Annotated in this window: 26 protein-coding genes, 2 tRNA genes and 2 pseudogenes; 18 read left to right on the top strand and 12 right to left on the bottom strand. The window is 72.5% G+C overall.

Features of this window, described 5'->3' with window-relative positions; translation table 11 throughout:
* Positions 1-32: 32 nt before the first annotated feature.
* Positions 33-797 carry a class I SAM-dependent methyltransferase gene (locus DFJ66_RS02180; RefSeq protein ID WP_121217431.1) on the top strand — a complete coding sequence of 255 codons (765 nt, stop codon included), beginning with the start codon at positions 33-35 and terminating at the stop codon, positions 795-797.
* A 4-nt stretch (positions 798-801) separates the two neighbouring features.
* On the opposite strand, the gene DFJ66_RS02175 is transcribed toward DFJ66_RS02180, so the two are convergent.
* The 4 genes and pseudogenes from DFJ66_RS02175 to DFJ66_RS02160 form a co-directional block, all read right to left on the bottom strand.
* On the bottom strand, positions 802-1,332 hold the full coding sequence (locus DFJ66_RS02175; protein ID WP_246029532.1) for a hypothetical protein: 531 nt from the start codon (positions 1,330-1,332) through the stop codon (positions 802-804).
* 301 nt (positions 1,333-1,633) lie between these two features.
* Positions 1,634-2,200: pseudogene (locus DFJ66_RS45395) on the bottom strand (caspase, EACC1-associated type); the annotation flags it as partial.
* A 32-nt stretch (positions 2,201-2,232) separates the two neighbouring features.
* A complete protein-coding gene (locus DFJ66_RS02165; protein WP_281276693.1) occupies positions 2,233-2,466 on the bottom strand; it encodes an effector-associated constant component EACC1 in 234 nt (77 codons plus the stop codon).
* 24 nt (positions 2,467-2,490) lie between these two features.
* Positions 2,491-2,886 carry a winged helix-turn-helix transcriptional regulator gene (locus DFJ66_RS02160; RefSeq protein WP_121217425.1) on the bottom strand — a complete coding sequence of 132 codons (396 nt, stop codon included), beginning with the start codon at positions 2,884-2,886 and terminating at the stop codon, positions 2,491-2,493.
* Positions 2,887-2,969: 83 nt separating this feature from the next.
* Between DFJ66_RS02160 and DFJ66_RS02155 the strand changes: the two genes are divergently transcribed.
* Both DFJ66_RS02155 and DFJ66_RS02150 read left to right on the top strand, forming a co-directional pair.
* Positions 2,970-3,830: an NAD(P)H-binding protein gene (locus DFJ66_RS02155; protein ID WP_121217423.1), complete on the top strand. Its 861-nt coding sequence runs from the start codon at positions 2,970-2,972 to the stop codon at positions 3,828-3,830.
* A 42-nt stretch (positions 3,831-3,872) separates the two neighbouring features.
* Positions 3,873-4,721 carry an NmrA/HSCARG family protein gene (locus DFJ66_RS02150; RefSeq protein ID WP_121217421.1) on the top strand — a complete coding sequence of 283 codons (849 nt, stop codon included), beginning with the start codon at positions 3,873-3,875 and terminating at the stop codon, positions 4,719-4,721.
* On the opposite strand, the gene DFJ66_RS02145 is transcribed toward DFJ66_RS02150, so the two are convergent.
* Positions 4,694-5,086 carry a RidA family protein gene (locus DFJ66_RS02145; protein WP_121217419.1) on the bottom strand — a complete coding sequence of 131 codons (393 nt, stop codon included), beginning with the start codon at positions 5,084-5,086 and terminating at the stop codon, positions 4,694-4,696. The two genes, DFJ66_RS02150 and DFJ66_RS02145, sit on opposite strands and share 28 nt — an antisense overlap.
* A gap of 72 nt (positions 5,087-5,158) precedes the next feature.
* Between DFJ66_RS02145 and DFJ66_RS02140 the strand changes: the two genes are divergently transcribed.
* Both DFJ66_RS02140 and DFJ66_RS02135 read left to right on the top strand, forming a co-directional pair.
* Positions 5,159-6,055, top strand: coding sequence for a LysR family transcriptional regulator (locus tag DFJ66_RS02140; protein WP_121217416.1), 897 nt, complete (start codon positions 5,159-5,161; stop codon positions 6,053-6,055).
* Between the two features lie 7 nt (positions 6,056-6,062).
* Positions 6,063-6,854 (top strand): class I SAM-dependent methyltransferase, encoded by a 792-nt coding sequence (locus tag DFJ66_RS02135; protein ID WP_121217414.1) that lies wholly within the window; start codon positions 6,063-6,065, stop codon positions 6,852-6,854.
* A gap of 4 nt (positions 6,855-6,858) precedes the next feature.
* On the opposite strand, the gene DFJ66_RS02130 is transcribed toward DFJ66_RS02135, so the two are convergent.
* A complete protein-coding gene (locus DFJ66_RS02130) occupies positions 6,859-8,625 on the bottom strand; it encodes a DUF5107 domain-containing protein (protein ID WP_121217412.1) in 1,767 nt (588 codons plus the stop codon).
* Between the two features lie 104 nt (positions 8,626-8,729).
* Positions 8,730-9,620 (bottom strand): helix-turn-helix transcriptional regulator, encoded by an 891-nt coding sequence (locus DFJ66_RS02125; RefSeq protein ID WP_246029531.1) that lies wholly within the window; start codon positions 9,618-9,620, stop codon positions 8,730-8,732.
* Between the two features lie 175 nt (positions 9,621-9,795).
* Between DFJ66_RS02125 and DFJ66_RS02120 the strand changes: the two genes are divergently transcribed.
* Positions 9,796-11,559 (top strand): FAD/NAD(P)-binding protein, encoded by a 1,764-nt coding sequence (locus DFJ66_RS02120; protein ID WP_121217408.1) that lies wholly within the window; start codon positions 9,796-9,798, stop codon positions 11,557-11,559.
* A gap of 67 nt (positions 11,560-11,626) precedes the next feature.
* Entirely contained in the window at positions 11,627-12,817 is a 1,191-nt protein-coding gene (locus DFJ66_RS02115; protein ID WP_246029530.1) for a putative PEP-binding protein, read from the top strand.
* Between the two features lie 314 nt (positions 12,818-13,131).
* On the opposite strand, the gene DFJ66_RS02110 is transcribed toward DFJ66_RS02115, so the two are convergent.
* Together DFJ66_RS02110 and DFJ66_RS02105 are read right to left on the bottom strand one after the other, a co-directional pair.
* A complete protein-coding gene (locus DFJ66_RS02110; protein ID WP_121217404.1) occupies positions 13,132-14,247 on the bottom strand; it encodes an NAD(P)/FAD-dependent oxidoreductase in 1,116 nt (371 codons plus the stop codon).
* A 70-nt stretch (positions 14,248-14,317) separates the two neighbouring features.
* Positions 14,318-14,740, bottom strand: coding sequence for a pyridoxamine 5'-phosphate oxidase family protein (locus DFJ66_RS02105; protein ID WP_121217402.1), 423 nt, complete (start codon positions 14,738-14,740; stop codon positions 14,318-14,320).
* A 328-nt stretch (positions 14,741-15,068) separates the two neighbouring features.
* On the opposite strand from DFJ66_RS02105, the gene DFJ66_RS02100 reads away from it, so the two are divergent.
* Positions 15,069-15,911 (top strand): PaaX family transcriptional regulator, encoded by an 843-nt coding sequence (locus tag DFJ66_RS02100; RefSeq protein ID WP_121230515.1) that lies wholly within the window; start codon positions 15,069-15,071, stop codon positions 15,909-15,911.
* Positions 15,912-16,027: 116 nt separating this feature from the next.
* Here DFJ66_RS02100 and DFJ66_RS02095 read toward each other — a convergent pair whose 3' ends face one another.
* Positions 16,028-16,957, bottom strand: a complete 930-nt coding sequence (locus tag DFJ66_RS02095) for a LysR family transcriptional regulator (protein WP_121217400.1) — start codon at positions 16,955-16,957, stop codon at positions 16,028-16,030.
* Positions 16,958-17,042: 85 nt separating this feature from the next.
* Between DFJ66_RS02095 and DFJ66_RS02090 the strand changes: the two genes are divergently transcribed.
* The 3 genes from DFJ66_RS02090 (at position 17,043) to DFJ66_RS02080 (ending at position 19,976) form a co-directional block, all read left to right on the top strand.
* On the top strand, positions 17,043-18,050 hold the full coding sequence (locus DFJ66_RS02090; RefSeq protein WP_121217398.1) for an NADP-dependent oxidoreductase: 1,008 nt from the start codon (positions 17,043-17,045) through the stop codon (positions 18,048-18,050).
* Positions 18,051-18,225: 175 nt separating this feature from the next.
* Entirely contained in the window at positions 18,226-19,182 is a 957-nt protein-coding gene (locus DFJ66_RS02085; RefSeq protein ID WP_170199082.1) for an aldo/keto reductase, read from the top strand.
* Positions 19,183-19,511: 329 nt separating this feature from the next.
* Positions 19,512-19,976, top strand: a complete 465-nt coding sequence (locus DFJ66_RS02080) for a hypothetical protein (RefSeq protein ID WP_246029529.1) — start codon at positions 19,512-19,514, stop codon at positions 19,974-19,976.
* A gap of 40 nt (positions 19,977-20,016) precedes the next feature.
* Here the strand turns inward: DFJ66_RS02080 and DFJ66_RS02075 are convergent, their stop codons facing one another.
* On the bottom strand, positions 20,017-20,679 hold the full coding sequence (locus DFJ66_RS02075) for a helix-turn-helix transcriptional regulator (protein WP_121217394.1): 663 nt from the start codon (positions 20,677-20,679) through the stop codon (positions 20,017-20,019).
* A gap of 83 nt (positions 20,680-20,762) precedes the next feature.
* Here DFJ66_RS02075 and folE point away from each other — a divergent pair, with 83 nt between their 5' ends.
* The 7 genes from folE (at position 20,763) to DFJ66_RS02040 (ending at position 24,085) form a co-directional block, all read left to right on the top strand.
* Positions 20,763-21,356 (top strand): GTP cyclohydrolase I FolE, encoded by a 594-nt coding sequence (gene folE, locus DFJ66_RS02070; protein ID WP_121217392.1) that lies wholly within the window; start codon positions 20,763-20,765, stop codon positions 21,354-21,356.
* Positions 21,357-21,441: 85 nt separating this feature from the next.
* Positions 21,442-21,825 carry a RidA family protein gene (locus tag DFJ66_RS02065; RefSeq protein WP_121217390.1) on the top strand — a complete coding sequence of 128 codons (384 nt, stop codon included), beginning with the start codon at positions 21,442-21,444 and terminating at the stop codon, positions 21,823-21,825.
* Positions 21,826-21,862: 37 nt separating this feature from the next.
* Complete coding sequence (locus DFJ66_RS02060) at positions 21,863-22,447, top strand: TetR/AcrR family transcriptional regulator (RefSeq protein WP_121217388.1); 585 nt, start codon at positions 21,863-21,865, stop codon at positions 22,445-22,447.
* Between the two features lie 252 nt (positions 22,448-22,699).
* Positions 22,700-23,344 (top strand): alpha/beta hydrolase, encoded by a 645-nt coding sequence (locus DFJ66_RS02055; protein ID WP_211350931.1) that lies wholly within the window; start codon positions 22,700-22,702, stop codon positions 23,342-23,344.
* On the top strand, positions 23,338-23,718 hold the full coding sequence (locus DFJ66_RS02050) for a hypothetical protein (RefSeq protein WP_121217384.1): 381 nt from the start codon (positions 23,338-23,340) through the stop codon (positions 23,716-23,718). The genes DFJ66_RS02055 and DFJ66_RS02050 overlap by 7 nt, the downstream gene beginning before the upstream one ends.
* Before the next feature lie 215 nt (positions 23,719-23,933).
* Positions 23,934-24,005, top strand: a tRNA-Arg gene (locus tag DFJ66_RS02045).
* Between the two features lie 8 nt (positions 24,006-24,013).
* Positions 24,014-24,085, top strand: a tRNA-Arg gene (locus DFJ66_RS02040).
* Positions 24,086-24,152: 67 nt separating this feature from the next.
* Here the strand turns inward: DFJ66_RS02040 and DFJ66_RS02035 are convergent.
* Positions 24,153-24,572, bottom strand: a pseudogene (locus DFJ66_RS02035) (IS1634 family transposase); the annotation flags it as partial.
* Positions 24,573-24,609 lie beyond the last annotated feature (37 nt).

Raw genomic sequence — 24,609 nt, 5'->3', positions numbered from 1 at the left:
AAGTCCGGCGGACCCAGGTCCACGCTGGGGGTGTGGACCTGGGTTTTCGCGGTGACGTGGTCGAGTTCTACCAGCGGTACCGGCGCGGGTACCCGGACGCGGCGGTGGACGCCGTCGTGGCCGAGTTCGGGCTGGGTCGTTCCGACGTGGTGGTCGACCTGGGGTGCGGGACCGGGCAGCTGACCGTGCCCTTCGCGCGGCGGGTGCGGGCAGCGGTCGGGGTGGACCCGGAGCCGGACATGCTCGCCGCCGCTCGACGGGCGGCGGACGTGCCCAACGTGTCGTGGGTGCTGGGCGCGGACACCGACCTCGCCGCGCTGGGGCCGGCGGTGGGTCCGGTCGGGGCGGTGACCATCGGCCAGGCCCTGCACTGGATGGACCACGAACGGCTGTTCCGCACGGTTCACCCGTTGGTGCGACCGGGCGGCGGGGTGGCGGTGTTCACCAACGGCACCCCGCTGTGGTTGCAGGACACCGAGTGGTCGCGGGCTTTGCGCGGGTTCCTGGAGCACTACCTCGGGACGCGGCTGGCCCTGACGTGCGGGACCGACGAGCACACCCAGCAGCGGTACGCCGACGCCCTGAACGCGGCCCACTTCACCGTCCGCCGCCACCTGGTCGAGTACGAGGATCACCTGGACGTGGAGCGGATCATCGGCGGCGCCTTGTCCGCGCTGCCGGTGGACAAGCTGCCGGCCGACCGGACGGCGTTCGCGCGGGCGTTGAGCGAGGTGCTGGAGCCGCACGAGCCGTTCGTGGAACGCGTGGCCGTGCGCATCCTCACCGGCCGCCGATAACGGCTCAGGCCAGGGCGAGGAACTGCCGGGTCGTCGCCACCGCCGCCGTCAACGCCCCTTCGACCACAAGAGCGGAGTCCACCACGCCGAGGTCGAACATCGACCCGGTCCGCCCGGTGAGGACGTCGAGCAAGATCGCGCCCAGCGGGTAGCCGCTGTTCGTCAAGATCCGCGCACCGGGTGCCGCCAGCCCGCTCAGCAACACCGACTTCGCCGGGCCGTCCGCGACACCCTCCAACGCCCGCCCCGCGTCCCGCAGCACGACACCACCCCCGGCCACCAGCCCGTCGGTGATCAGGCCGGGCAGCAGTTCGCGGCTCCGGGCGACCACCTCACGACGCTCCTGCGTCTCCTCGGCCGACTCACCGGCGAGACGGCCCACCCACACGGTCGCCACGCCACCAGCCAACCGGGCCAGGCGAAGTTGCAGGTCCTCCCGCTCGGCGTCGCTCCGCGCGTGCTCCAGGCTCTCGCGGATGCCGACGATCCGGCGGTGCACCTGTTCGGGGTCGGGGTCGTTCTGCAAGAAGAGCACTGCGCGGGAGACCGCGGCACGCCTGGCCCGGCCGTACCCCCCGCGTCGGCGATTCGGTGGGCACCCGCCCACACTTCTCGCAGCGGCGCGTGGACCGACGCCGTGTGCGCCGGCGCACGGGAGTCCACCGCGACGGGCGACGCCGGCGGCTCCCCAGGTCGTCGCAGATGGGCGGCGTTCCGCGCCAGCGCGATGAGGCCGCCGGTGTTGCGGTTGCGCGCCTGGGGCAGGGGGCGGGACTTGGCGGCCAGTGCCGCGCGCAGCCGCCGGTACACGGTGTCCAGGTCGAGCAGTTCGGGGCCGCGGGAACGCCCTTCGACAAGGTCTCGATCAGCTCCCCGGTGAAGGCCGTGTACCGCTCACCGGGTGGCGCGAGGGCTTTGCGCGTCTCCGCCGACGCGGTCAGCAGGTAGCTCCCCTGCACGACCGCCTGGTCGGCCACGTGCTCGCCGGCGCTCATCCCGCCGAGCAGTGCGCGACCGCTGTAGCAGCAGTCCAGGACGATCACCTTGCGCTCGGCCCGCACCGCCGGGTCGACGACGACCCGGCGCACGTCCTCGTAGCGCAGTGTCGTGTACCCCACCGCCGGGTCGGAGTCGGGCAGCGTCAACAGCAGTTCGTCGGTGTAGTGGTCGGCCGGCCCGTGCCCCGCGTAGTACACGACCAGCGTGTCCGTCGCCTGCGTCGCGACCTCGCGCAGCCGGTCCAACACGTGCCGCCGGCTCTCCGGCTGCCCTACCACGGCGCAGTGCTGTTCGGGTAGACCCCACAGCGCCGGGTCGGTCAGGACGCCGCGCAAGCCGTCCAGGTTCGCCGCGACGGAGGGCAGGTCGTCGAGCCGGCGGTACGAGTGCACCCCGATCAGCACCGCCCGCGACGCGGCGGGGTCGGGTAACCCGCTCACTCGCCCTCCGCTTCGAGCGGCACGACGACTCCGTCCCGCTCGACCTCCACGCGCGGCGGCCGGGGTCGCGAGTTGCGCCACGAGGCGATGGCGACCAGCAGGCTGCTGAACGAGATGGCGTTGCTCAGCACGACGTTGACCACCTCGAGGGTGCCACCCATCCCGCCGGGCTCACCGTCCTCGGGGATCGACACCGTCGCGCCGCGCAGCACCTCCGGGTCGGCCGCCAGCCTTGGACGGCGCTCGCCGGCCGGTCAGGAAGCCTCGTCGTGGCGCCGGCGGGCGGCGAGGACTTCCGGGGTGTGGTCGCCCACCCAGACGAGCAGGCCGTGGACGCGCGACGCGAGTTCCTCGCCCAGCTCGGTCAGGGAGTAGGTGACCTGCGGCGGCCGGGTGGGTTCGACCGTGCGGTCCACCAAGCCGTCGCGGACGAGTTCGCGCAGGTTCTGGGCCAGCACCTTCTCGCTGATCCCCGGCAGCGCGTCCCGCAACCGGTGGAACCGCAGCGGTTCCGGCCACAGCTCCAGCACGATCGGGCCGGCCCACCTGCCGGCGACGTGCCGGTACAGCACCCGGCCCGGGCAGTCGTTGTGGAACTCGTCACCACCGGGTGCCCGCGCACCGCCGTCGACCTCGCCGCCTACCCGCACGTCCTGAGCTTACGTCGAAGTCAGTCCTTACCGCGCGCCCGCCACGCCCCTAGCGTCACCGGCACCGGACGAGGAGGAAAGCGTTGAGGCACAACAAGGTTCTGGTCACCGGAGCGACGGGCAACGTCGGCGGGGCGATCACGGCTCGGCTGCTGGACGCCGGTGTCGGCGTGCGGGCGTTGTCGCGGCGACCCGAAAACCTGCCGGCGGGAGTGGAGGCGGTTCGGGGTGACCAGTTCGACGCCGGCGCCGTCGAGGGGGCGGCACAAGGAACCGATGCCGCGTTCCTGGTGTGGCCGGCGTTCTCCGCCGACGGCGCGCGTGAGGTGGTGGCGGCGTTGGCGGCGGGCACGTCCCATGTCGTGTTCCTGTCCAGCGGGGCGGTCGACGACTCCCGGGCGACGCAGGAGAACGTGATCGGGCAGTTCCACGCCGACATCGAGCGAGCGCTGGTCGAGGCCGGCACGACGTGGACGTTCCTGCGCCCGCACGGCTTCGCCGCCAACACCTTCGCCTGGCTGCCGGACATCCTCGCCGGGGACGAGGTGCGCGGCGGGTTCGGGCAGGTGGCGATCACCCTGGTGCACGAGGACGACATCGCGGCCGTCGCGGTCAAGGCGCTGCTGGAGGACGGCCACCACGGCGCGAAGTACGTCCTCACCGGCCCGGAGCTGCTCACCCGCGCCGAGCAGGTGCGGCTGATCGGCGAAGCCCTGGGCCGACCGCTGCGGTGGGTGGAGCTGACCCCCGAGGCGGAGCTGGAGGCCGCGCGGCGGTGGCTGCCGGACTCGCTCGCCACCGCCTTCGTGGACGGCCTGGCCGCCCGGGTGGGTGACCCGGTGCCGCCGACGACCACGATCGAGGACGTCACCGGCTCCCCCGCCCGCACGTTCCGCCAGTGGCTGGCCGACCACGTGGACGATTTCGTACCCCGTTCGGCGTAACCCCCGGCCCAGTCGTGCGATACACCACCGAGGAGGTCCGCGATGGATCTGGTGGTGGTGACCGGAGCGACGGGCAGGCAGGGTGGCGCGGTCGCCCGGCACCTGCTGGCCTCGGGCCGCAGGGTCCGGGCGCTCACCCGCGAACCCGACTCGCCCGCCGCCCGGGCGCTCGCCCGGCTCGGCGCGGAGGTCATCCGGGGTGACATGGGCGACCGGGACTCCCTGCGGCCGGCGTTCGTCGGCGCGCACGGCGTCTACAGCGTCCAGAACCCCATGATCAGCGGGCTGGACGCCGAGGTCCACCAGGGGTGCACGGTGGGCGACGCGGCGGCGGAGGCGGGTGTCGAGCACTTCGTCTACGGGTCGGCGGGCCCTCCCGCACCCGGCACGGGCGTCGGCTCGTGGGAGTCGAAACTGGCCGTCCAGGCCCACCTGAAGACGCTCGGGCTGCCGTTGACCGTGCTGCGGCCGATGGCGTTCATGGAACTGATGACCGACAAGGACTTCTTCCCGCCGATCTCGGCCTGGCACCTCATGCCCAAGCTGGTCGGCGAGGACCGGCCGCTCCCGTGGCTGACCGCACAGGACCTGGGCGCGATCGCGGCACGGGTGTTCGCCGAACCGGACCGGTTCGTGGGCGCGGAGCTCGCACTGGCCTCCGACGTCCGGACGCTCGCCGAGTGCCGGGCGCTGTGGGTGGAGACCTTCGGCCGCAAGCCGAAGCGGTTCCCCATGCCGGTGTGGATGTTCGAGAGGTTCGTCGGGAAGGACCTGACGACGATGTGGCGGTGGCTGGGCGCCCACCCCACCGACGTGGACCCGGCCCGCACCCGCGAGATCCTGCCCGAGGCGCGGACGGTGCGTCAGTGGCTGGCGGAACGGCGCGCGTAGACCTCGATCTCGATCTTCATCCGGGGGTCGGACAGGCCGCACACGAGCATGGTCGCCGCCGGGCGGACCTCGCCGAAGGTCCCGCGCAGCACCGGCCAGCACGGTTCGAAGTCCGCGCGGTCGGGGAGCAGGTACCGGACGCGCACGACGTCGGCGAAGGTGCAGCCCGCCTCCGCGAGGGCCTGGCCGATGTTGCGCAGGCACTGCTCGGCCTGCTCCACCACGTCGTCGGAGATGGTCATGGTGGTGTAGTCGAACCCGGTCGTCCCGGACACGTGCACCCAGTCGCCGTCCACCACGGCGCGGGCGTAGCCGATCTGCTCCTCGAAGGTCGAGCCGCTGAGGATCGCACGTCGTTCGGTCATGTCGCACAAGCTAGGTGACCAGCGGGTATACGTCCAATACGCGTCGAGCGGTCACGTGATATCCCTAGTGGTATGACCCGCCCGGAACTCGCCCTGCCCCAGCTGCACGCGTTCGTCGTGCTCGCCGAGGAGCTGCACTTCGGCCGTGCCGCCGCGCGCCTGGGCGTCGCGCAGCCGCCGCTGAGCCAGCAGATCCGCCGCCTGGAGGACAAGGTCGGGCACGCCCTGTTCACCCGCACCCCCGGCCGCACCGCGCTCACCCCGGCGGGACGGGAGCTGCTGCCCGCCGCCCGCCGCGCGCTGGACGACCTCGCCGACGGGCTGGCCGCCGCACGGGCCGTGGGTTGCGGGCTGGCCGGTCGGCTGCGCCTGGGGTTCGCCGGGTCGCTGGCCCTGACCGTCCTGCCCGGACTGCTGCGCGCCCACCGCGACCGGTTCCCGGACGTGCGGCTGGACCTCCGCGAGCTGACCAGCGCGCCGCAGGTGGCCGCCCTGCACGACCGGGGCATCGACGTCGGTCTGCTGCGCGAGGACCCCGACGACCCGGACCTGGCCACGCGGGCGGTGACCGTCGAGCGGTTCGTGGCGGTCCTGCCCGCCGGGCACGCCCTGGCCACCCACCGGAGGGTGGCCGTGGCGGACCTGGCCGACGAGGACTTCGTGCTGCTGCCCCGCGCGGCCGGTCCCCGGTTCCACGACCGCATCACCGGCGTGTGCGCGGCGGCCGGCTTCGCCCCGCGCGTCGTCCAGCGCGCGGTGGAGTGGCCCACCGTGTGCGCCCTGGTCGGGGCGGGTCTGGGCGTCTCGCTGGCGCCCGAGGGCGTCCGGCGGCTGCGGCTGGCGGGCGTCGCGTTCCGCCCCCTCACGCCCGACACCGCGCGCACGGAGGTCGTGGCGGCGTGGCGGCGGGACGATCCGAGCCCCCTCCTCGCCGGTTTCCTGGCGGTGGTCGGGTCCGGCGGATCATGATGGGGGCATGACCGGATCGCCGACGACCGCGGCCTTCAACGAGGGCGGCAACCTGTTCGCCGCGTGGACGCCGTTGCTGTGGGACCCCATCGGCGCGGCCACGGTGGACCTCGCGCCCCCACGCCCCGGCGAACGCGTGTTGGACGTGTGCTGCGGCACCGGGTCGTCGGCGATCCCCGCCGCCCGCGCGGTGGGACCGCGGGGGACGGTCGACGCGATCGACCTGTCCACCGCGCTGCTGGACCACGGCAGGCGGCGGGCGGCGGACCTGCCGTGGCTGCACTTCCACGAGGCCGACGCGACCCGGTGGACCGCCGACCCGTACGACCGGTTGCAGTGCGTGTTCGGCGTGTTCTTCCTGCCGGACATGGACGCCGACACGCGGCGGCTGGTCGGCTTGGTGCGTCCGGGCGGGACGGTCGTGATCACGACGTGGCGGGAGGGCGGCGTGCAGGACGTCGTCGGCCCGTTCTACCAGGCGATCACCGACGTCACGGGCGTCACGACGGCACCGAGGTCGTCCCACCACGCCGCCGCGCGCGTGGACCGCGAGGACAAGCTGGCCGCGTGGCTGACCGGGCTCGGGGTGACCGACGTCGAGGCGCACGCGGTGGACCACGACGCCCCGGTCACCCCCGCGACGGCCTGGGAGTTCCTGCTGGGCTCGGCCGCCCGGATGGCGTTGGCCGACAAGGACGGCGAGACCGTGAACGCCATCCGCTCCCGCTACCTCGACCTGATGGCGACCACGACCGTGTTCCGCGCGCGGGCCGTGGTGGGCATCGGCACCCGCCCGTGACCGGTCAGACGGGCTTCATGCGGAAGTCGTAGCGCGCGGGCAGGGGGTCGTCGGGGCAGGCCTGGGCCCACAGGGCGTCCAGGCTCACCTCGCCCTCGCGCAGGTCGTCCACCTCGAACCCCGAGCGCAGCACCTCCGCCGCGCGTCCCGGCGCGCCGGCCGCCAAGGACGCCCGCACCTCGGCCAACCTGAGCCGGCCGTGGGAGCGCACCGACTCCGGCAGCCCGTCCACGAACGCCAGCGCCTCGGCCGCCCGGCCCGCCGCCAGCAGGGCGCCCACCGCCTCCACGGCCAACTGCCACCGGTACGGGTCCATGCCGTGCGCCGCGACCAGCAAGTCAGCGGAACCGTCCAGGACACCCAAAGCCCGCAAAGCCCAGGAAGTGTCCTTGTGCGCCAACGACTCCAGGTACCGCACCCGAGCCGTCTCGGCATCGCCCTCGGCGTGGGCCATCACGCCCAGGTGGTAGGCGACCGCCCAGTTCTGCGGCGAGGACTCCAGCAGCTTGCGCCAGTGCTCCCCCGCCACGTACGACACGGGGTCGCCGACCGGCAGGAACCCGGCGTCCAGCAGCGCCACCCACGGCGCCTGCTCCGGACCGGTCGTGGTGAACGGCGTCGCGGCGGTCGAGATGCCCGGCGTCAGGCGGTCCTCCAGCGCACCCCACCCGCTGCCGACGCACAAACCCTCCCCCACCGGCAGGTCCGCGGTCTCCTCGAACACCTCCAAAGCCGACGACAGGTCACCCGGCGGCACCGGGCCGTACGACTCGACCCACGACCACGACTCCCCACCCGGCAGCGGCAGGTGCTCGTACTGGGTGGTCGCCAGCCCGGCCTGGATCTCGCAGTACGCCCCGCCGCCCAGCCACTCCTGCCAGTGCCGACCGCCCACGGTCTCGCCCCAGCAGAACAACTTCCGCCCCCGCAACCGACCCGTGGACGCCTGCACGAGCCCGCCGACCGCCTCCACCCACGGCTGCTCGACCTCGTCGGGCACCTCGTAGAAGTAGTCCACGGCCTTGATCTGCCGCCCCGGCACCAGGTCCCGCGCCGGCACGCGTTCGACCCGGCCCGTGTAGGAAGCCAGGAACGCCGTGTCCGCGGGCGCGCGCACCACCGTCTCCGGGGTCTGCGGCACGGCGGCGTTGGACCACCAGTACACCGGCACGGTCTCCGCCCCGGGGTTGCGGATGCGCACCCCGACCAGCAGGACCGGCGAGTCCGGCGGCAGCCAGGCGTCCACCTGGAACACCACGCCCCGCATCCGCTCGTACTCCCACATCCGCAGCGCCTGCGTCCCGTCCGGCCGGGTCACGACCGCCGCGTGCAGCGGGTCGCAGGTGAACGGGCAGTGCCCGCGCGTGCCGATGTTCCACTCCACCCCGCCCGCGAACCACGCCCCGCGCAGCGCCAGGTTCGCCGGTTGCAGCACCTCGGGCCGGAACAGCAGCTCCCGACCCGTGGCCCGGTCCACCAGCGACCACAGCCGCCCGCCCAGTCCGGGCAGGAAAGTCGCCCGCACGAACGGGTTCTCCAGCACCACACCATCCACAGTGGACAAGCGAGGCGCGCGCCGGTAACCGTCCTGGAGCAGGTACGGGAACACCGTCCGCACCCCGCCGTACGCCGCGCCCCGCGCGATGTGCGGCGGCACGTCGGAGAAGTCCAGCGCGTACGGCGGGTCGAGCAGCCCGGCCACCGGCGGGAGCGGGTTCACCGGCCCCACCTCGGACAGCAGCAACGACAGGCGGTCGCGTCGCAGAGTCACCTAACAGCCCCCGTTCCCGGTCGTGCGGGGATTCTGCGGAGCGGGACCGCCCGCGCGCACCGGTCGCGCGCAAAAGTCCAACCGACCGCGCGACAAGTCCAGGGTCAGTCCGGGAACGGCTCTTCCGGGTGCTCGCCGGAGACCAGGGGCGGGTTGTCGTGGTCGGGCACGGTGTCGCTCCACCCGCCCGGCACGGCCCGGAACCGCTGCTCGCGGAACCGCAGCGGCGCGACGCCCACGCGTTGGGTGAACAGCCGGCTGAAGTAGGCGGCGTCGTCGTAGCCGACCGCGGCGGCGATGCCGTGCACCGGCAACGCGGTGGTGGCCAGCAGTTCCTTGGCCCGGTTGAGCCGGACGGCCAGCAGGTACTCCTTCAGACCGGACCCGGTGCTGCGGCGCACGGCCGCGCGCAGCTCGCCCACGGTCATGCCGTGCCGGGCGGCGACCTGGGCGACGCCGATGGGCAGCAACGCGTCCGCGGCGAGCTTGTCCAGCAGGGAGTCGCCCGACGGGGTCCGGTCGCTGCGCACCCGGCGCAGTTCCACCAGCAGGTCGTGCACCGCCGCCGCTGCCTCCACCTGCGCCAACGGGCTGCCGCCGCGGGCGGCGCGGACCACCCGGCCGACGATCACGCGCACCTGGTCGACGTCGGTGAGCGGCACGACCGGGTCGTCCGGGGTCACGTACCCCAGCTCGACGTAAGCCTCCGCGGCCGGCCCCTCGAAGTCGACGAACAACTCCTCCCACCCGCCGTCCTCGTCCGGCCCGTAGTGGTGCTCGCGGCCGGGCGTCAGCCACAGCAGCACCGGCCCGGTCACGTCCCGCCGGACCCCGTCCGCACCGGCGAACCAGCCCCGACCCGCCACGACGACGACGGCGACGTGGTGGTCCAGCACCCGGGGTCCGACCACTGGCAGCACACCGCGCTGCATCCCGACCCCCAGGCACACCAGGCCGAGCCGGCGGTGCACCGGGGACGGCGTGAAGTAGCGCATCCAGGAGCGGTACGACAACGCGATCCTCCCGCGGGGACCCGGACCGGCCGCCGGGGCGGCCCGATTATCCGGGGTGCGGGTGCACGCCACCACCGCTCTCCCACGTCGAGCGGTTCTGCGGCCACACCCGCATCGGTAACATCGTCACGAATCTTCGCGAAACGGAGGTTTCGTCGTGGCATCCGCTCCTCGCAAGGTGGTCGTCGTCGGAGCGGGGCTGGGCGGGACTGCCACCGCCATCCGCCTGTTGCAGTTCGCGCGGGAACCCGTCGACGTGGTGCTGGTCGAACGGCGGCCCGAATACCGGAACGCGGGCGTCGCCTACCACCGGGCGGGCAACCACTGGCACCACGTGTTCAACATCCAGGCGGGCCGGATGGCCGTGTTCCGCGAGGACGTGGACGACTTCGTCCGGTGGGCCAACCACGAGGCCGACCGCACCGGGTGGCCGGAACCGTGGCGCGGCCGGGAGTTCACCGAGTCCGGCCCCGCCCCGCGCCGGATCTACCCGGACTACCTGGCCGACCGCCTCGCCCAGGCCGTGCGCGAGGCCACCCCCGGCGCGACCCTGACCCAGGTGGACGGTGAGGTGGTCGACATCGAGCCGGTCGACGGCCGATCACAGGTCACCTTCCACGACGACGGGCAACTCACGGCCGACCACGTCGTGATCGCCACCGGCCTGGAGAAGCGGCGGCCTGTGTTCGCCGAGTCCGTTGTGGACCACCCCGCTTTCGTGCGCGATCCCTACTCCCACCACGGCATCGAACGCATCCTGGCCCTCACACCGGAGGCCGAGGTCGCGGTCGTCGGCACCCTGCTCAGCGCGTACGACTCCGCCGCGCTCCTGCTGCGCCGGGGCCACACCGGTCGCATCCACATGATCTCCCGGTCCGGCCTGACCCTGCGCACCTACCCGTCCGACCACCGCCACCGCGTCCTCACCCTCCCACCGCCCGAGCTGCGCGCCGACCACTACGAGGGCCGCGACACGCTCGTCCGCCGCTTCAGGGCCGAGTGGGACCGGGCGTGCGCGGCGGTCGCCCGCGACCACCCGGACGTGTCCCCGGTGGTGGTGACCGAGCGGGTCGCCAAGTCGTGGGAGCCCCACCTGCCGGAGGTCCTGCGCCGCGTCCCGTCCGCCGACCTGCGCGCGCTGCTGGACAGCTACGGCAGCCTCCTGGCCACCCTGCGGGTCAACGCCGTCGCCTACACCACCGAGATCGTGGACGCGGCGATGCGCGACACCGGTCAGATCACCGTCACCACGGCGAAGGTCGAACGCGTCGAGGACGCCGGTGGGCGGCTGGCGGTGTGCACCTCGGCCGGGACCATCGAGGCCGACCTGGTGATCTCCAACTTCGGCCGCGAGTCGGACTACGCACGCGTCGACTCACCCCTGTGGTCCGCGTTGCTGCGCAAGGGCATGGCCGTGCCACACCACCGCACCGGACGCGGCGTCGAGGTGGACGAGCAGGGCACCTTGCTCGGCACGGACGGCCGCCCCGCCGGCCCTCTCTCCGTCATCGGCAGCCCCCGCGAAGGCGACGAGATCGTGCGCAACGGCCGCACGGGCGCGTTCACCTTCAACCTGGCTGCGATCAAGAACCACTCCGTCGGCGTAGCCGCCGCCGTCCTGCGCCAACTGGAGTCCTGCTACGACCACCACGCCGCCCCGGAGATCCCCGACCCCGAGGCCGTCCGTTTAGAGGTACGCCGAATGGCCGCCCGCACCCGAGCGGAACGCGAAGACCTCATCGGACAACTCGACACCCTCATCCCGAACCCCGCTCACCGCTGCGCCGTGAACGCCGCCGCCACCGCAAGGCTCAACGACCTGTCCGTCACACCCCGCGAACTGCGCACGATCCTCGGCCTGTCGGCCACCCCATCGGGCACGGCTGAAGATGCGACCCCCTCCGGCCGGCTGCCAGCCTGATCACGGCTCGCACGCCACGGACCGGATGGGGGAACGACAGGTGGGTCCACGCGAGGTTCCAGGGGTTTTGCTGGTCGGCACACCGGCCACGACGGTTCACGGCACGTGCAACCGCAGCGGACGCGCCGGCGACGGCTCGGTGCTGGTGGTCGAGACGCTCGGCCCGGACCTGTACGACGCGATCGTCACCTCGACGGCGGTGATCTGCGCCAGGGGCGGGCGCACCGGTCACATGCAGTCGCTGTGCCGGTCACGCGGCATCCCCGTGCTGCGGGTGGCGCCGGAGGACCTGCCCGACATCGACGGCGAGGTCACGATCCGCATCGACCGCCACTCGGTGGTCCTGGGCACCGCCGACACCCTCGCCACCCTCCCCGAACCACCCGCCGTCACACCCGACGACCTCGACTCGGTGTGCGTGGTCATCGCGGGCGCAACGGACATCCAGTCCACCAACGCCATCACGCCACGCGTCGAGCAGGTGGACACCTACTTCATCCGCGAGGAGTTCGTCTGCCTGTCAGCGGGCCTGAGCCCCCTGGACGCCCTGCGCTCCGGCGAGGCCGAGGCCGAGCGCTACGGCACGGCCATCGCCGCGGAACTCTGCACGATGGTCAAGGAGTTGCTCCCCGGCCAACGCCTGGTCATGCGCCTGCTAGACCTCCGCTCCGACGACGCCGCCCGCATCACGACCGGCGTGGAGGTAGCCGACGAACCCAACCCGGAGTTGGGAATGCACGGCGCCCGCTGGCTGGTGGAGGAACCCTTCTACCCGCACGCCTTCCGCGCCCTGCGCACCCACGTCACCGAACGCCTGGGCCAAGACGCCACCCTGCTCAGCTTCGCCGTCCCTTTCATCAACGACCCAGACGAATTCCTCCGCCTACGCCGGCACCTGGCCCTCCCCGACGACACCCCGCTGTCGGTCTTCGTGGAAACCCCCGCGGCCGTCCACCACACCGGCGAGTTCTGCGCGGCCGGCGCCAGCGAGATCTTCGTGGGCACCAAGGACCTGATCCAGTTCTACCTGGCCGCCGACCGCGGCAACCACCTGGTCGCATCGGCCTACCAAACCCGCCACCCCGCCGTCCTGGCCGGCCTGCGCTTCGCGGTCGAATCAGGCCTGGAAACCGGCACCCCGGTCCACGTCTTCGCCCTGGGCGCAGACCTGGGCCACTACCGAGAACACCTCCCCACCGGCCACTTCATGATGTGCACCGCAGAACTACAAGCCCTGGCCCACAACTCCCACCCCTGACCAACCCTCCGCACGCGCGCAGCGCGCCGTCCGCCGTGGTGACCACCACAGGTGGAGGGCCTCGGTTCCCCCGCCGTATGGCCTGCCCGAAGGGCTACCACAGATCGCCCCGGGTGCAGCCGAAAATTTTGCGAGGAACGAGCAAAAATTTCAGCAGCACCCGGGGCGATCTGTGGTTGGCTCCGCCAGGCCATACGGCGGGGGAACCGACGCCCTTCACCCCCCGCTGGCGGCCTGCCGCGCGGCGAGCGCCGCTCTTCATCTTTTGATCTTTCAATCTTTCAATCTTCCGACCTCGAGACCCCCGCCGCCCGTCACCCAAGCAGCCGCGTCCGCAACTGCCGAGCCTGCTTGGGCATGTTCCAGCCCAGCACTCCCACCACCGCACCACCCCGCCGGTGCACCGCCGCGAACCGCCGTTCCCCGACGTCCCCCTCCACCACCTCGACCTCGTCGCCAGGCACCCCGTGCAGGTGGATCCGGGCGTCGAACTGGTCGGTCCAGAAGAACGGCACCGGCGCGTACACCCGGTCCTCCCCCAGGATGTTGTCCGCCACCGCCACCGCCTGCTCGGTCGCGTTCGTCCGGTTCTCCAGCCGGATGGTCCCCAGCCGCTCGTGCCGCCACCGGGCCACGTCCCCCACCGCGTACACCCCGTCGGCGGCCCGGCACCGGGCATCGCACACGACGCCGTTGTCCAGCACCAGCCCGCTGTCCGCGAGCCATTCGGTGTTGGGCACCGCCCCCAAGGCGACCACGACGACGTCGGCCGGCAGCTCCTCCCCGGACGCCAACGCCACCCCGCGCACCCGGTCCTCTCCGACCAGCCCGCTCACCGCGGCCCGGACCAGCCGCACACCCCGCGACACGTGCAGACCGCCCAACACCTCCGCCGCGTGCAGCCCGAGCTGGAGTTCCAACGGCGCGCGCAACGGCCCGACCACCGTGACGTCCAACCCCATCCCGCGCGCGGTGGCGGCGGTCTCGGCGCCCAGCACACCGTCACCGACCACCACCACCCGCGCGGCACGCACCAGGTCCGCGCGCAGGGCCAACGAGTCGTCCAGGGTGCGCAACACGTGCACACCCTTCAACCGCTCCTGACCGGGCAGAGTCCGCGGCCGGACCCCGGTGGCCACCACCACGGCGTCCGCCCGCAGCTCCACCCCACCCGCCGTGCGCACGACCCGCTCGGCCACGTCCAGCGCCACCGCCGGATCCCCCAGCAGCAGCCGGGCGTCCACGTCCCGCAGCCGCGCCCGGTCCGGTTCCCACGTCCCGGCCAGCACCTGCTTGGACAGCGGCGGCCGGTCGTACGGCAGTCGCCCTTCGGCACCCACCAACGTCACGTCACCGTCGAACCCCTTGCGCCGCAACGCGTCCGCCGTGGCCACCCCAGCCGCCGACGCCCCGACCACCACAACCCTCATCCCCCACCCCTCATCCCCCACCCCTCAGGGCCCAGGTGCGAGCCGGCGCTCCAGAGGAAAGCCGACCGGCTCAACTTCCCTCGGTGTAGTCGGCGGAGAGCCAGCGCTGGGGCCGCATGCGCAGGGTAGCGATAGGTTGGCCTTCGAGCGTCTTGAGATAGTCGTCCGCGTCGGCGCCGAAGTACCGCCGGGCCATGGCGTCCACCTCGGCCCACGGCGTGTCCTCCTCGACCCCGGTGAGCGGCCCGGACACGCTCACGTACCGGTAGGGCGGCGTCTCGACCTGGGCAACGATGCTGAACCCGCCGGCCGCCGTGGCGAGCCGGTACTTCACCGCGTGCGGGTGGGTCTGCACGGACACCTCACCGCCGGGCTCGTAGTGGTACCAGACGGGCACGGCCAGCGGCGGCCCTTCGGCACGGGCGATCGCCATGACCCCGACCCGCACCTCAGCCAGGAACTTCTCCCGCTGGACGTCGTCCATCACCGACATGAGCAGTCCTCTCTCGTGGTTGCCCAAGCCAAGCCGCTCACCCCGCAACACTCCATGCGCGACCGTCGCCGCCCTATGCGCGAGCGTCTACGCCCCAGGCCTTCAGCTCTTCGTTGAGCGTCATGGCAGCTCCAACTGCAGTGCCTATTCTTGACGGTCGTCGTCAAACCTCTATAGCGTTGATCCCGTCACAAGGTTGCCACATGCCGATGAAAGCGGCATCGCGCCGAACCACCGTAGCGGACGGTCGACCCATCGTATGGCGGCGCAGTGATGCCAGCCAAAGATACGACATAGCAGGTCGCCGGGTTAAGGTGTGCGCGTGACGATGCTCGACCTGGACGACCCGGCCCTGGACGCGCCCGCGACCAGGGGCACGCAGCCCCGCCAGCTGATCGTGACGCTGTACGGCCTGTACGCGCGGGCCGGCGGCGGGTGGCTCGCGGTCGGGTCGCTGGTGCGGCTGCTCGCCGAGCTGGGCGTGGACGAGCCCGCGGTCCGGTCGTCGGTGTCCCGGCTCAAGCGGCGCGGCATCCTGACCCCGCGCGCGGTGGACGGCGTCGCCGGGTACGCGCTGACCGAGCAGGCGCAGGAGATCCTGCGCGAGGGCGACTACCGGATCTTCGAGCGCGAGCAGGCCTCCATGGCGGACGGCTGGCTGCTCGCGGTGTTCTCCATCCCCGAGTCCGAGCGGCAGAAGCGGCACGTCCTGCGCACGCAGCTGACCAAGCTGGGCTTCGGCACCGCCGCGCCCGGCGTGTGGATCGCCCCCGCGCACGTCTACGAGGAGGTCGGCGAGCGGCTGACCCGGCTGGAGCTGCGCGACTACGTCAACCTGTTCCGCGCCGACTACCTGTCCACGCTGCCCGACCTGGCCGACAAGGTGCGCCAGTGGTGGGACCTGGACGCGCTGGAGCGCCTCTACGCGGACTTCTGCGCGGCCTACGAGACCGACTGGACCGACGAGCCGTCCGAGCGCGAGGCGTTCGTGGCCTACGTCCGCATCCTCACCGACTGGCGCCGCCTGCCCTACCTGGACCCGGGCCTGCCGCCTGAGGTGCTGCCGCGCAGGTGGAGCGGCACGCGGGCGGTGGCGTTGTTCGAGTCGGCCCGGGTCCGGCTGGAGGGCCCGGCCCGCCGGCACGCGATGCGGATCATCTCCCACCGCTGATCTTCACGAGCTGCTCAGAACGCGACCGCGCTCAGAACCCGACGGCGCTCAGAACCCGACGGCACTCAGAACGCGACGACACTCAGAACGCGACGACACTCAGAACGCGACGGGGTTCAGGACCTGACGGTGCTCAGGGCGTGGCGGCCGACGCGCAGCAGGTGGTCGCGGACGAGCGACACGTGCGGGTTGGCCGACGATCCGGGCCGCTGGACCAGGAACCCGGTGTTGATCGGCGGGTCCTCCGGCTCGTGCAGCACGACCAGCTCCCCGGCCGCCAGCTCCCGTTCGCACAGGTAGCGGGGCAGCACGCTGAAGCCCGTGCCGCCGGCCACCGCCGCCAGCACCGCGCGCAGGTCGGGCACGGTGACCGCCGGGTGGCACGTCAGGCGGCGGCCGAACACGTGCCGCCAGTAGCGGCGCACGATCGGCAGGTCTTCGGCGTAGGCGACCAGCGGCACCCCGTTGAGCGCGGCGGGGTCGTCCACCGGCCCGATGCGCTGCGCCCACGCCGGCCCCGCGACCAGCACGAACTCCTCGTCGGCCAGTGGCGCGGAGGCGAGGTTGCGCCCGCGCGGGCGGTGCGTGGCCACGACCAGGTCGTAGCGGGCCGCGCCCAGGCCGTCCAGCAGCTGCTCGGTCTGACCGGCGGTGATGCGCAGCCGCACCCCCTGGTCGACCAGCGGCGCGAGGTGGGGCACGACGCAGTGGGTGAGGAACTCCGCCGGACCGGCGACGTGCACGGGGTCGGCCTGGTGGCCGTCGTCGCCGGCCACGGCGTTGAGCGCGTCCAGCGGCGGGCCGACGCGGGCGGCGAGGTCGTCGGCGGGCGGCGCGGGGACCACGCCCCGGGCCTGCCGCTCGAACAGCTCCCGGCCCAGTTGGCGTTCCAGCGCCCGGATCTGGGTGGTGACGGTGGGCTGGGACAGGCCGAGCAGGCGCGCGGCGGCGGTGAACGAGCCGGACCGGTAGACGGCCAGGAACGTCCGCAGCAGGTTCAGGTCCAGCGGCGACGCCGCCCAGCCATAGGTTCCGCTATCCCTCACATGAAGAAGACTATTGGATGTCTATGGGTTTGCGCGGTTAGCGTCGGGAACGTCTCAGTCGCTGTCGTCGAACCAGGAAGTCCCGATGCCGTTCTCCAGCCGTGAGTGGCGCCTCGCCGCTCGTCCCGTCGGCGAGCCCCAGACCACCGACTTCACCTTCGCCACCACGACCGTGCCCGACCCCGGCCCCGGCCAGGTCGTCGTCCGCAACGACCACCTGTCGGTGGACCCGTACATGCGCGGCCGGATGAACGAGGGCGAGTCCTACATCCCGCCGTTCGAGCTGGACCAGCCGATGACCGGGTCGGCCGTGGGCACCGTCGTGGCGTCCGAGGTGGCCGAACTGCCGGTCGGGACGACCGTCACCCACTTCCTGGGCTGGCGGGAGTACGCGCTGCTCGGGGCGTCGGACGTGCAGGTGGTGGACACGTCCATCGCGCCGGCCACGGCGTACCTCGGCGTGCTGGGCACCACGGGCCTGACGGCGTGGGCGACGCTGAAGGAGGTCGCGCCCGTCCGCGAGGGTGACGTGGTGTTCGTCTCCGGCGCGGCCGGCGCCGTGGGTTCGGTGGCGGCCCGGCTGGCGCGCAAGCTGGGCGCGGCCAAGGTCATCGGCTCGGCGGGCGGTCCCGTGAAGGCCGCGCGCCTGACCGCGGACTTCGGCTACGACGTGGCCCTGGACTACCGCGCCGGCGACATCCACGGCCAGCTCGCCGCTGCCGCGCCCGAGGGGGTGGACGTGTACCTGGACAACGTGGGCGGCGACCACCTGGACGCGGCGCTGCGCGTGCTCAACCGGTTCGGCCGGGTCGGTCTGGTGGGCGCGATCTCGATGTACAACGCGACCTCCCTGCCCGCCGGTCCCCCGCACCTGCCGCTGGCCATCGGCAAGCGGGTGACGTTGCGCGGCATGAACGTCGGCGACCACTACCACCTGGCCCCGGAGTTCGTGCGGCAGGCGGCGGGGTGGCTGGCGGACGGGTCGCTGGTGACCGACGAGACCGTGGTGGACGGGATCGAGAACGCCGTGGAGGCGTTCCTGGCGATGATGCGCGGGGCGAACACCGGCAAGATGCTCGTGCGGGTGTCCTGACGCGCGGGCTCGCGGCAGGCTCCCAGCGCGCGGGCTCGCGGCAGGCAGGCTCCCGGCACGCAGGCTCGCGGCACGCTCCCGGCACGCAGGCTCGCGGCACGCTCCCGGCGCGCAGGCTCGCGGCAGGCAGACTCCCGGCGCGCGGGTTCGCGGCGGCGGGCGCATGCTTCTGCTCGTGACCGGTGTCCTGGGTCGCAGCGATGTGCGCGTGCCTCCGATGGGCGTTGGCGTGATGGTGTGGGGCGACCAGACCGCCATGCCGCGCTGGGACCCGGCCCGCAACGCGTACGGACCGAACAGCAGCCTCGCCGACCAGCGCGAAGCCCTGGCGGTGTGCCTGTCGGCGGGCGTGAACCTGGTCGACACCGCCGCCATGTACGGGGGCGGGGCGTCCGAGCTGCGGGTCGGCGAGCTGGCGGGTCCGGACGTGCCGGCGGGTTCGGACGTGCTGGTCGCCACCAAGTTCCCGGCCCGGTTCCTCTCGGGTGCGGGCAGCCTGCCGGCGACGTTGGACGCGTCGCTGGCACGGCTGCGCCGCACGTCGGTCGACCTGTACCAGGTGCACTACCCGGTGCCGTGGATGTCGATCGGGAAACTGATGGACCTGATGGCGGAGGCGGTCGCGGCCGGCAAGGTGCGAGCGGTGGGCGTGAGCAACTTCTCGGCGCTCCAGATGCGCACCGCGCATGCCGCGCTGGCCCGTCATGGGCTGCCGCTGGCGTCCAATCAAGTCCAATACTCGTTGCTGCACCGGGATCCGGAGACCAACGGGGTGCTGGCGGCGTGCCGGGAGTTGGGCGTGACCCTGATCGCGTACATGCCCTTGGCGTCGGGTGCTTTGACCGGCAAGTACTCGGCGGTGGACCGGCCGTCGGGCTGGCGGCGGTGGCGTGCGCCGTTCCGGAAGAAGGACATGCCTCGGGTGGAGCGCGTCAACGCGGTGCAGCGCGAGTTGGCGGGGCGGTACGGGCGGACGCCGAGCCAGATCGCCTTGCGGTGGCTGTTGCAGCAGCCGGGGGTGTTGCCCATTCCCGGGGCGAAGAACGCCCGCCAGGCGAGGGAGAACGTCGGCGCGCTGGAGTTCGAGCTGACCCCGGCCGACCTCGAAGCCCTGTCGGCGGTTTCGGCCTGACGCAGCCGGTTGAGCACGAACGCCGGGGTAGGAGGGCAGCCTCGAAGTAGTCGGCGTGGGCGGCGGGGAAGGACATTGGGGCGGACCCCGATGTCGACCGTCAGCGAGGTGGACGCCCATGGTGCACGCCCAGCACCCGGTGGTCTCGGCTGTCTCGGGTGGCCTGTTCGGGCTGATCGACGCTCGGGGTCGTCCGGGACGTGCTGTTCCGGTGGGCGGTCGGGTCCCCTGCTCGTGCACCGGGACGTCCGCGTGCCGTCGATCTTCGGCCTCGGCTGGTTCCCGACCATGCCCCACAACTGATCGACCGACCACAAGAAGGAGCTGACGTGACCGCGACAATCGCTGCCCCCACGACCGCGAGGTCGGACTCCCCCGTGCGGATCGGGGTGTTCGCCGGGCTCGCCGGCGGCGTCGTGTTCGGCCTGCTGATGGCCGGCGTGGGCATGCTGCCGACCGTCGGCATGCTGATCGGCGTCGACAACGCCTTCGTCGGCTTCCTGGTGCACCTGGTGGTCTCGGCGATCGCGGGTGGCCTGTTCGGGCTGATCAGCCGGAAGGTGGCCGACAAGATGGTGCCCGTCTACGCCATGAGCGCCCTGTACGGGGTGGTGTGGTGGCTGCTGGGCGCGCTGATCGTCATGCCCCTGTGGCTCAGCGTCACCGCGGACTCGGCGATGAGCGACATGGTGTTCGTCGTGGGCAACGCCCAGTGGGTGAGCCTCTTCGGCCACGTGTTCTTCGGCTGGGTGACGGGGGCGACCCTGCTGGCCCTGCGCGGCCACGCCCGCTGACGCCGACCGGTGTCCGGCCCCTGGTCCAAGGGGCCGGGCATCAGTCCGCGGCGGGTTCCAGGCGGACGCAGCAGTGGCCCGGCGCCGGGGCCAGGCGGGCGGTGCGGCCGGTGTCCGCGAGGCCGTCCAGCAGACCTTCCAGCAGGCACAGGTTCGCGCCGCACACGAGTTCGGTGTGCCGTTGCGCCAGGGCGTGGAACGGGCAGTTGCCCAGCACGATCGCCCGGTCCTCGGTGCGCGGCTCGAAACCCAACTCCTCCAAGGCAGTCAGGGTGTCGCCGTGTCCCCGGCCCAGGTCGTGGCCGAGGTCGCGGGCGCGGCGGTGGAGGACGGCACGGGCGGGTTCGCCCGAGGCGTCGGACTCGTGGACCGCGTCGGCGAGCAGGGTGCCGATCAGCTCGTAGCGGTTCTCCGGCAGGGAGACCGCGATCGGGTGCGCGGAGCGGCGGTAGAGCTTGGCCGGGCGGCCCGCGCCGGGGCCGGTGCGCCCGGTGCGGCGCTCGTGGACGGCGTCCAGCAGGCCTTCGGCGACCAGGCGGTCCAGGTGGAAGGCGACGGTCGTGCGCGGGACGCCGACCGCGGTCGCGGCCTCGTCCTTGCCCACCGGGGCGGGTTGCCGCACGACGTAGTCGTACAGCCGGCGCCGGGTCGGCTCGTCGAGCGCGGCGACGGCCGCCACCGGGTCGTGCGGGGTCTCGACCATTCTAAAACCAACCTCTGTTGACGAAATCGTCCGCGGTCTTCTAACGTTAGCGCACCTTGTCGTTAGAAGGAGGGACGATCGGCATGTCGCAACCCCGCTTGCAGGTGCTCCACGGCCGCGACGGCGTGGACCTGGAGGCCGCGCGGCGCGCCGTCGCGGACCTGCTGCTCGCCCTGGGCAAGGACCCCGAGTCCGAACACCTGGCCGACACGCCGCGCCGCGTCGCGCACGCCTACGCCGAACTGCTCACCCCGCGCGAGTTCAACCTGACGACCTTCCCCAACGACGAGGGCTACGACGAACTGGTGCTGGCCCGCGCCATCCCGGTGCAGTCGCTGTGCGAACACCACCTGCTGCCGTTCCAGGGCGTGGCGCACGTCGGCTACCTGCCCGGCGAGCGCATCCTGGGCCTGTCCAAGCTGGCCCGGGTGATGGAGCTGTTCGCCCGCGACCTGCAGGTGCAGGAACGCCTGACCAAGCAAGTCGCCGACTGGCTCCAGGACCACCTCGCCCCACGCGGCGTCGGCGTGGTGATCGAGGCGGAGCACCTGTGCATGTCCCTGCGCGGCGTGCGCGCGGCGGGGTCCCGGACCGTCACCTCGTCCCTGCACGGCGTGCTGCGCGAGGACGCCCGGTCCCGGCAGGAGTTCTTCGCCCTGGCCGGCCTCCAGCCCTGAGCCCTCGCCCCTCGGCCTGCCTCCGGCGGTGGGGCGTCCCAGCTCGTGGACCCTCGACGCCGGCGGTCCTGCGAGGATCGGGGGCATGATCGAGGAGATCGTGAGCGACCGCGTCGCCAAGCTCGACCTGCCCCTGCCGCACGGCGTGCGCGCCGGCGACTACGTCTACGTGTCCGGGCAGATCGCCGCACGGCCCGACGGCAGCATCGTCGTCGGGGACTTCGAGGCCGAGACCAGGGCGGTGCTGGACAACGTCCAGGCGGTGGTCGAGGCGGCGGGCGGGACGCTCGCCGACGTCTGCAAGGTGACCGTGTTCCTGCTCAACGCCACCCTGTTCGAGCCGATGAACCGCGTCTACGCCGAGTACTTCACCGCCCCCTACCCCGCCCGCTCCACCGTGCTGGCCCCGCTGTCCAACCCCGACCTGCGCATCGAGATCGAGGCCGTGGCCTACCTGCCGCGGCGGTGAGCTTGCCGAAAACGAACGTTCGTGCTGAACTGGTGACGTGAGCAAGGGTGAGGCGACCAAACAGGCCGTGCTGGAGCGCGCCGCCGCCACCGCCAGCCGGATCGGGTTGTCCGGGTTGACCATCGGGTCGCTGGCGGAGGACACCGGCATGTCCAAGAGCGGCCTGTTCGCCCACTTCCGGTCCAAGGAGCTGTTGCAGGCGCAGGTGCTCGCGCACGCCCGGCAGCTGTTCGTGGACCAGGTCGTGCGCCCGGCGCTGGCCGCACCGCGCGGCGAGGCCCGGGTGCGCGCGCTGTTCGAGCACTGGCTCGCGACCACCAAGGACCGCAGCTCGGCGTGCCTGTTCGTGTCGGCCTCCGCCGAGTACGACGACCAGCCCGGCCCGATCCGCGACCAGCTCGTGCGCGACCACCTCGACTTCGCCGACTCGGTCGCGCAGATGTTCCGCACCGGGATCAGCGAGGGCGACTTCCGCCGGGACGCCGACCCCGAGCAGTTCGCCCACGACGTCCACGGCGTGATGCTGGCGTTCTTCCACGCGCGCCGACTGCTGGACGACCCGGCCGCGGAAGCGCGGACCCGGTACGCCTTCGACAAGCTGCTCGCCGCCGCGCGGGCGTGAACCACCAGGGGGAAGACCATGGCCAGTTCGCGGGTCAAGAAAAGCACGATCGTTCGTGCTAAGTTCGTCCGAACCGGTTTCGGACTGCTGGAACGCGTCGCACCCGCCCTCGGAGGCCGCCTCGCGCTCCGGATCTGGTGCACACCCCGGCACGCGCGACCATCAGCCGCGCCGCAACCCGGTGTCCGACACCTCGTCCCCCTGCACGGGAGCACGGTCCTCGCCGAGACCTGGGGTTCCGGCGGTCCCGTCGTGTACCTGGTGCACGGGTGGGGCGGCCACCGCAACCAACTCGGCCGCTTCGTCGCCCCGCTCGTGGCCGCCGGCTACCAGGTCGTCGCGTTCGACGCGCTGAGCCACGGCGAGTCCGGCCCCGGGACGCTGGGCCGCCGGGCGACGCTGCCGGAGTTCGCCGACGCCCTGACCGCCGTCGTCGCCGAATTCGGCCCGGCACACGGCATCGTCGCCCACTCGATGGGCGCCACGGCGACCGCGCTGGCCGTGCTGGACGGCCTGTCCGCCACCAGGCTCGCGTTCATCGCACCCATGGCCGACCCCATGGCGCAGACGCACCTGTTCGCCCGTTTCCTCGGTTTCGGCGACCGCGTGCACCGCGCCTTCATCGCCCGCTTGGAAAAGGTCGCCGGCCGGGCGATGTCGTCCTTCGACATCCCGTCCCGCGCGACCGGCCAGACCCTGCCGCCGTTGCTGGTGGTCCACGACGAGCGCGACCGGGAGGTCGGTCACGTCAACGGCGAGGCCCTGGCGTCCGCCTGGCCGGACGCGAAACTGGTCAGCACCAACGGTTTGGGCCACCACCGGATCCTCACCGACGCCGACGTGCTGCACGAGGTCGTCACCTTCGTCACCGCGCCCACCCCGGCCGTCCCGTGCTGAGGACCGGTTGGCAGGCGGGTCCGGCGTCGGGCGGCCCGGTCCTGGTGGCGGTGACCGACTTCCACGCGACCCGCCGCCGCGACCTCCTGGCAGTGGCAAGAGCCGGCCGCAGCCTCGCCAACGCCTGGCCGAGCATGCCGGGCGCGGTGGGCATGTGGCTGTGGACCATGCCCCTCGCGGGTCGCAGCGGCTCGGTATCGGTCTGGACGTCCGAAGACGCCCTGAAGTCCTTCGTCCGCCGGCCGCCGCACACGCAGATCGTCCGACGCTTCGCCAACGCGGGCACCCTCCACACCCACCGCTGGTGGATGCCGGAATTCGACCGCGACCAGGCCTGGCGAACGTCCCGCGAGCACCTGGTCCCCAAAAAATAGAATTGCCCCTTCCCCCACCGGGGTGCACACTGACTCCACACCACGGGACATCGAGGAGACGACAAATGACGGCCACCAGCGCACAGCGGCGACGCGTGACGCGCCGACGCGCCGTCAACCAGGCGGTCTCCCGACCTCGCTAGAGGCTCGACCCGGGAGCCGCCCCGTCGGGAAACCGACCGGGCGGCTTTTCTTTTCACCCCTTTTTTTCGAACACCCCCATAGCTCAACGGAAAGAGCGCGGCGCTACGAACGCCGAAGTCCAGGTTCGATTCCTGGTGGGGGTACGACCCCAGCCCCCGTGGTCCAACGGACACGACACCGCCCTCCGACGGCGGAGATGCAGGTTCGACTCCTGCCGAGGGCACGCGGAACACGTGCCGGGCGGCAGGCTGCCATCAGCCGCGGGAACCCGAGCCGGAGCGGGGCGCCGGCGGGTCGAAACCTGCCTCCTCGACCACCCGCAGACTGTCCAGCCTGCTGGTCGGCTCGACGATCCGTGCCGGCACCGGTAATCGGAACACCTCGTCACCACCAGCGGCCTCCTCGAACCCCAACAGTTGGTAGGCGTGGCCGAGCGCGTCCCACAGGTACCCCATCCGCGACGACGTGATCGCAAGCGGCCCACCACCAGCACCACTGCCGGCCTGCAACGCCGCGAAGTCCGGGCCGAAGTCGAGCTCGGGCCGCCCCACAGCCAGACGCTGCCTCGCCACCGCCTTGAGCGCCTCCAACGCCGCATCGTCATGCGCCGAGCCGATGTGCTCGATGTCCCGCGACCCGCGACGCGAGGAGTGCACGATCTGCACCGCCCTGGCCCCCGACGCCGTCTTCACCGTGCGCACATACGCCACGAGAGACAGCCTGGAACCGGCCGCTCAGTGCACAGGT

Origin of the sequence: Saccharothrix variisporea (genome assembly GCF_003634995.1) — a bacterium.
GTDB lineage: Bacteria > Actinomycetota > Actinomycetes > Mycobacteriales > Pseudonocardiaceae > Actinosynnema > Actinosynnema variisporeum.
The sequence above is the reverse complement of the archived record's forward strand: the minus strand, read 5'-3'. Positions and strand labels throughout refer to the sequence as shown.